At 37.7% G+C, this 6,306-nt stretch carries 8 protein-coding genes; 2 read left to right on the forward strand and 6 right to left on the reverse strand.

The window, feature by feature from the left end:
• Positions 1–69: 69 nt before the first annotated feature.
• On the reverse strand, positions 70–1,206 hold the full coding sequence (locus tag VMW81_10190) for an acetoin utilization protein AcuC (GenBank protein HUU51308.1): 1,137 nt from the start codon (positions 1,204–1,206) through the stop codon (positions 70–72).
• 99 nt (positions 1,207–1,305) lie between these two features.
• Here VMW81_10190 and VMW81_10195 point away from each other — a divergent pair, with 99 nt between their 5' ends.
• On the forward strand, positions 1,306–1,941 hold the full coding sequence (locus VMW81_10195; protein HUU51309.1) for a phosphoribosyltransferase family protein: 636 nt from the start codon (positions 1,306–1,308) through the stop codon (positions 1,939–1,941).
• Between the two features lie 46 nt (positions 1,942–1,987).
• On the opposite strand, the gene VMW81_10200 is transcribed toward VMW81_10195, so the two are convergent.
• Positions 1,988–2,233, reverse strand: a complete 246-nt coding sequence (locus VMW81_10200) for a DUF1232 domain-containing protein (protein ID HUU51310.1) — start codon at positions 2,231–2,233, stop codon at positions 1,988–1,990.
• A gap of 384 nt (positions 2,234–2,617) precedes the next feature.
• Between VMW81_10200 and VMW81_10205 the strand changes: the two genes are divergently transcribed.
• Positions 2,618–3,097, forward strand: coding sequence for a hypothetical protein (locus VMW81_10205; protein HUU51311.1), 480 nt, complete (start codon positions 2,618–2,620; stop codon positions 3,095–3,097).
• Between the two features lie 28 nt (positions 3,098–3,125).
• Here the strand turns inward: VMW81_10205 and VMW81_10210 are convergent, their stop codons facing one another.
• The 4 genes from VMW81_10210 to VMW81_10225 all read right to left on the reverse strand — a co-directional run bounded on the left by VMW81_10210 (position 3,126) and on the right by VMW81_10225 (position 6,185).
• Complete coding sequence (locus VMW81_10210) at positions 3,126–3,626, reverse strand: nucleotidyltransferase domain-containing protein (protein HUU51312.1); 501 nt, start codon at positions 3,624–3,626, stop codon at positions 3,126–3,128.
• A 114-nt stretch (positions 3,627–3,740) separates the two neighbouring features.
• Positions 3,741–5,144: a radical SAM protein gene (locus tag VMW81_10215; GenBank protein HUU51313.1), complete on the reverse strand. Its 1,404-nt coding sequence runs from the start codon at positions 5,142–5,144 to the stop codon at positions 3,741–3,743.
• 270 nt (positions 5,145–5,414) lie between these two features.
• On the reverse strand, positions 5,415–5,681 hold the full coding sequence (locus VMW81_10220; protein ID HUU51314.1) for an RNA-binding protein: 267 nt from the start codon (positions 5,679–5,681) through the stop codon (positions 5,415–5,417).
• Between the two features lie 75 nt (positions 5,682–5,756).
• The gene (locus tag VMW81_10225) at positions 5,757–6,185 is read right to left on the reverse strand and encodes a peptidylprolyl isomerase (GenBank protein ID HUU51315.1); all 429 of its coding nucleotides are present in this window, start codon (positions 6,183–6,185) and stop codon (positions 5,757–5,759) included.
• Positions 6,186–6,306: the final 121 nt, after the last annotated feature.

A 6,306-nucleotide genomic window follows, 5' to 3' on the forward strand; every position in this document is an offset into this window, starting at 1 on the left:
AAATTAGGTTATGATTTCAAGCTCAAAAATAATAATAGAAATATTTTATAGAGTCAACAACTTTTATTCTTAATTCCTTTTATACCGAATCCTTGGAAACACATTCTCTTTGATAAAATCAATCACTCTTTTTACCTCTTTGTTTAATTGCTCTTTTGTTGCTCCTCTCTCAACATAAATCTCATCCCATATTTTTCCACTCTGAAACCCCTCTTTTGAATATCTGTCAAGAAAATCTTTAGGAATCTCATCTTTTAGCTCAATATCATTCATGATGGCCCAGGCAAGTGCCCATGCCTTGGCAACATTGGCGATATGATACCCTCCTCCACCTAAGGCGACCCATTTTTTGGCTATCTCTTTTATTTTCTTAATCACCTCACAAAAACCCCTGTTTGTATAATTGAGATGTGTGAGAGGATCAGTAACAAAGGAATCGACCCCAAGCTGAGTGACAACAATATCGGGTAAAAATTTTTCCATAAGGGGAGGAACAATCTCATTAAATGCGAGGAGAAAGAGTTCATCGTCTGAATAAGGCGGCATCGGGACATTAACACTATATCCTTTGCCCACATCATTTCCCATCTCATTCTCAAATCCCAAGCCAGGGAAAAGCATATGTCCTGTTTCATGAATAGATATGGTCAGGACTTTATCAGTGAAATAGAAGGCATCCTGAACTCCATCACCATGGTGGGCATCGATATCGATATATGCTACTTTTCTTCCTTTCTTTAAAAGAGACATGATCGATATGACCGGATCATTGATATAGCAAAATCCTGAAGCCCTTGAGGCCATGGCATGGTGGAGTCCTCCTGATATGTTAAAGGCGATATCAGCCTCGCCACTGTCAACAAGTGATGCTGCCTTAAGTGATGCACCTGTCACAAGCCTTGACCAATCAAAAAGACCCTCAAAAATGGGATTATCACCTGGGCCGAGCCCGAACCTCTCTGCTCCGGGGATAATGATATTGCTGTTAAGGATTTTTAGTATTTCGATATATTCTTTTTGATGATACATGAGCAGATCTTCATTCCCTGCCATCTTGGCTTCGATGTAGCGATTATCTGATGGAAGAAGAAGTCCGTAGGATTTTATGAGCTCGTATGTGAGTTTAAGCCGATATGTCTTTAAGGGATGGCTAGGGCCATAGTCAAACTTTTCAAATTGATCTGTATAGATAAAGGCAGTTTTCATCTCTCTATTTTACCAAACTTATTTTTAAACTGTGATAAAATTATGATAGAATTTAAAAATAAGAATTTTGGGATTTTATTAAAGATGTAAGGATGGGATATGTTTGAAGACAGAAGAGATGCTGGAGAGAGACTTGCCAAAGCCTTAAAGAAGTATAAAAACAGAAAAGTCTTGGTCTTAGGGATTCCAAGAGGAGGTGTAGAGGTAGCCTACCACGTTGCTAAATATCTGGATGCCGAATTTTCAATGCTTGTTGCGAGAAAATTACCCTATCCCTATAATCCAGAAGCAGGGTTTGGTGCCATTGCTGAAGATAACAGCATCTTTATGTTTAAAAATGCAGAGAGAGAGCTTTCCAAAAAGGAGATAGAAAAGATTATAGAAGAACAAAAACAGGAGGTTAAAAGAAGAGTAGAGAGATTGAGAAAAGGCAAGCCGCTCCCGGAAATCTCTGGAAGAGAGGTTATACTGATTGATGACGGTCTGGCAATGGGATCGACAATGCGAACAGCAATCATGCTCTGTAAGAATAGGAAAGCAGAGAGAATTGTTGTTGCTGTGCCTGTCTCTGGAAGAGATATTGCAAGAGATATAGGTGAAATGGTTGATGAAATCGTTGTTTTGGAAAAGCCTCTCTTTTTTTATGCAGTGGCACAGGTTTATAATAACTGGTATGATGTTTCTGATGAAGAAGTTTTAGAAATAATGAAAAAGGCAGAAGAAATTTTTAAATAGCTCTCTTAAGTGGTGAAAAAAATCAAAGTAATCTAAAAAGACGGGATTATGAACTTTTTACTCTTGTCCTGCAATCCTCCAAAACTTCACTGGGAATCATCTTCAGTGCAACAATGACCAGAGAAGGTACAATGATAAAATCGTCAAGGTGACCGATGACAGGTATAAAATCTGGAATAATATCGAAGGGCAAAAGTGTATACCCAACGGCAAGTCCGAGAAGTAACTTTGCCAGCTTCGGTGTTCGGCTATCCTTTAGGACGAGTTGATATACCTTAACCTCTTGTTTCAAATCCCTTCCTAAAGATTTCAATCTGTCAAGCATATATAAAAGCATAGATAATAAAAAGATTTTTTGCAATGAAAAGTTCTTGATTAATGAGACTGAAAATCATGTGGCCTTCAGTTCCTGTTGCGATTTAAGTCGTGATTTTGTTGATAATTTTAATTTCTAGGCAATTTTTGACATATTAAAAAGCTCATTGTTATCCTTCCAAGACCTTTTAATTCCATTATCCCCTTCAAACTGCAATGGTTAATCCATTATTTATGATCTATGGATTCCTTTAACCCAATTGGAATGATTATTGCTTGTAAATAAGTAGGTTTGCTGTGAACCAGGTCATAAAGTTATCTCCCTTCGAAAAAATAACAGAGGAGAAAGAGACGGCTTGTTATGGTATATAAATCGGAGGTAGTAAAGGAGGATAGAATAGGGAAGAGGAACTCTACGGTTCCAAGATCATGTAGCTCAAAGTCCGCAAGGATGTTTTTGGGTGTATCCCTCCTCCTTCTTGTGGCCATAGCAATAGAGGGATGCGCATTAACTGCTGTTACAATCGCTACGGTGGCTTATCTAAATAGCAGAGATCATCATACGACCGCAAGGGGGGAATTAAAGGCAAAACCAGATAAGGTCTATGACGCCATGGTGCGTGTCATTGAGCAGAAGTCCGATATAACGATTGTAAAAAAGGATGCTGAAAGCTATCTGGTTAAGGCCTCTAAGGGAAAAAAATATTTTAACGGTAAGGCTACCCCCCTTGGGAATGGGTGTACCCACCTGACCGTGACAGCTGATAAGGAACTGACGCTGGATGCTTTGAGGCAGATTTGCAGCGAACTTGGCTTGAGATACATATTGGTTAAAAATTGAGTAAGGGGATAAGAGAGAATTTTGTTTTTTAGACCCTAACCCTCTTTGACTTCACAAAACCATATGGGATGGTTTTTTTATGGCCCCATATTTTAAAGGCTCTTAGAAGCCTTTGCTCTATATCAAACACTGGCTTTCCATCAGGCCCTACTCTGGTTTTCTCTTTTGTGCCTTCATAATTTGCTCTAAAAGATGATATAGGCTCCCATTTCCATTCACTCAAAAGGCCCTGTTTGGGTATTACTCTTCCATTACGCAGTAGGGGCCAGGGCTCTTCAAAATTTTTTCCGTCATATACAATAAGCGTATCTATTTTATTTCTTTTGGATTCTTGCTTAAATGACTTATCTCTCTTCAAGAGATTGAATATTCCTTTGTTAGCGAATACCCAAAAATCGCAATCCGAGTCGTCTTTAAAATTGTTATTAGCTCGAGACCCTAAAAACCATATAGATTCGATTTTGGGATATTTTTTTGTTAATCGGCGTAAGTATTTATAAACTTTGTTTGGAATTTTCAAGTTCATCATTCACTCCTATTATTTCTTCACTTCCCATCACCGGCAACCCTACCTATAATGAAAACTAATATTAACTTTTTAATTTGTCCCCCATGGTTTTTTACTGTGGGTTTAAACCAATCACTAAGGGTAAAATTTATACGCATATCCCAGACATATTGGCCTTTTCCTGTCAGACCTCTCTATCTGTGTCCTTGCGATATAGATAAGAATCTTAAAAATAAGTCTTAATTTAAGAAAACGATGTCTAGCTGACTTCCTCATTAACTTAAGTATTACTCGAATTGAGAAAAATGAGGCATTCACATCCCTTCTGATCTTTTTCAGATCCCTAACAGACAGCATATCAGAGTATACATTGCCTGATCCCTCTTCAATATGGTAATGATCAAGCTGTTTTATCGTATCTATAAGAGGAGAATTTTTCGCAACCCTTAATAGCGATAAGACAATTGTATCCATACCAAGCTTACGTGAAAATCTGGCTATATCAAGCATCTCATCCCTGGTTTCCCCAATATTCCCTATGATATAATAGCAATGATATATAAAATTAAATCTTCTTAATACCTTAAAGGATTCTCTGATTTCTTTAATAGTAAAGCCTTTATTCATCGATTCTAGGGTCTTATCCTGTGAGGATTCTATACCTATCATAAACGATGTAAAGCCCGCCTTATACATCTTCTTGAGAATATCGGGTCTTTTCGCAATGGAGAGCCTGGTATTAATTATATATTTCTTTTTAATCCCTTCTTTGATTAAAAGATCGCATATTCTTTCTACCCAATCCAAGTCATGCGTAAAAATATCGTCTACAAAAGCAATGAGTCCTGCCTCTATAGATTTAATCTCCTTAACTACAGATTCCGGTGTTCTACATGACCATCCTCTCTTCTCTCCTAGTGGATTGAAAGAGAAATCACAGAACCTGCAATTGAATGGACACCCCCTGGATGCGGACAAAAGGTCTATTTTTATAGCTGTATTAAATTCATCAACTTTAATTTTATATTTGTAACGACGGAGTCCACGATTTGGATAAAGATCGCTCTGTATAGGCTGAAGCTCTCTATTCTTATTGTGGACAATCTTATCATTTAATTTAAATGATAGACCATCTATATCAGATGATATGCCTTTTTGAACAATTTCTCTTACAATCTCTTCCCCATCCCCTCGGACAATACCATCTATTCTTAGAATATTTTCAAAAAGTTCGTCAACATATATTGTTGCGTGTCTTCCTCCAACGATAACTGTTATATTTTCGGGTATACTGTTAATGGTAGCTTTTACAAACTCCTCTTCGAGACCCCAATTGTGGCTTACGAGGACCAGATCAGTCTTATCTTCAATAAATGAAGAAAAAGGCTCTTTTTCGTACCTCAGGTCAATTATCTTTATACTATCTACCATATTTTCTATGGCACTTGCTATATACTCAAGACCTAAAGGTGGGAAAAAACCTATGCTTTTCAGTTCTTTCTTGTAAGGATATACACATAAAACATTTTTATATTTCATGATATCTTACGAACTTTCCATACACCTCATTTTGTTATGTATCAGTAAGGGAAGGAACAAGTTAGATTGTGCTTTTTCGTGAAATGTTAATAGATGTGATATCGGGACAATCCATATTTGTAATCAATAGTGTTAAGAGAAAATGAAACTTGTAGAGAAAGTCTGCCGATATTTAATCCGACCTTTTAGCAAAATCTAAGATATATTGAGAGATGAAACTTTAGAATCTCTTGTGTATTCGGTTATTCCACCCTTATTATCTCTGTTATTCTAATATCTTCGATAATCTTTTCTCTGTCTGCTTCTCGGGGGTCGAGCCTCATTAACTTTCAAGGTGCGTCCTTTAAAGTCGATACCATCCAGTTCTTCCTTTGCTTTTTCAGCTTCTGATTGGCTAGACATTTCAATAAACCCGAAGCCTCTCCCTTCAATGACCTTGATTTCCTTCACTTCACCATATTTGGAAAACAATTCTTTTAACTGGTCATTATCTACAGAATAATCAAGATTGCCTACAAAAAGTTTACTTCCTTGCATTCTTATCTCCTTATCTTAATCATGAGTGCCTGATCTGGAAAAAATTCAAGTGACATAGTGGCAAGGTTTCAGAGGTTAAGTGATTTCTAAGAGCTGGATATCAAAAGTCAGGTCTTTCCCAGCCAGAGGGTGGTTGGCATCTAATGTTATGCTCGATTCAGAGACATCGGTCACCGTGACCGTGATTTTTTGGCCACTATCTAACTGGACCTGTAACTGGTGATTAACCTGAGGATTGATGTGTTCTGGTAATTGCTTTCGATCTAACTCCACTACGCGTTCCTCATTGTAAGGGCCATAAGCATTTTGTGCCTCGATGGTAATGGTTTTCGATTCGCCATGACTCATTCCGACTACGGATTCTTCAAAGTCCGGGAGTACCTGGCCCTTGCCTAAAAGAAATTGGAGAGGATCGCTGTTTCTGGAGGTGTCAAAGACCGTTCCATCCTCCAATTTGCCCGTGTAGTGAACCTTAACAGTATCGCCATTCTGTGCCTTTGCCATTTTTTTCCTTTTATTTATGAAAAAAAGGCCCGGAGAGATTCCAGGCCTCTTTTTCAGTTTACAATTTTACTACATTTTTGGCTTTTATCCCTTTTGAATCATTCTCGGTGTCGAACTCGAC

Source organism: Nitrospinota bacterium (assembly GCA_035528715.1).
Taxonomy (GTDB): Bacteria; JADFOP01; JADFOP01; order DATKYB01; family DATKYB01; genus DATKYB01.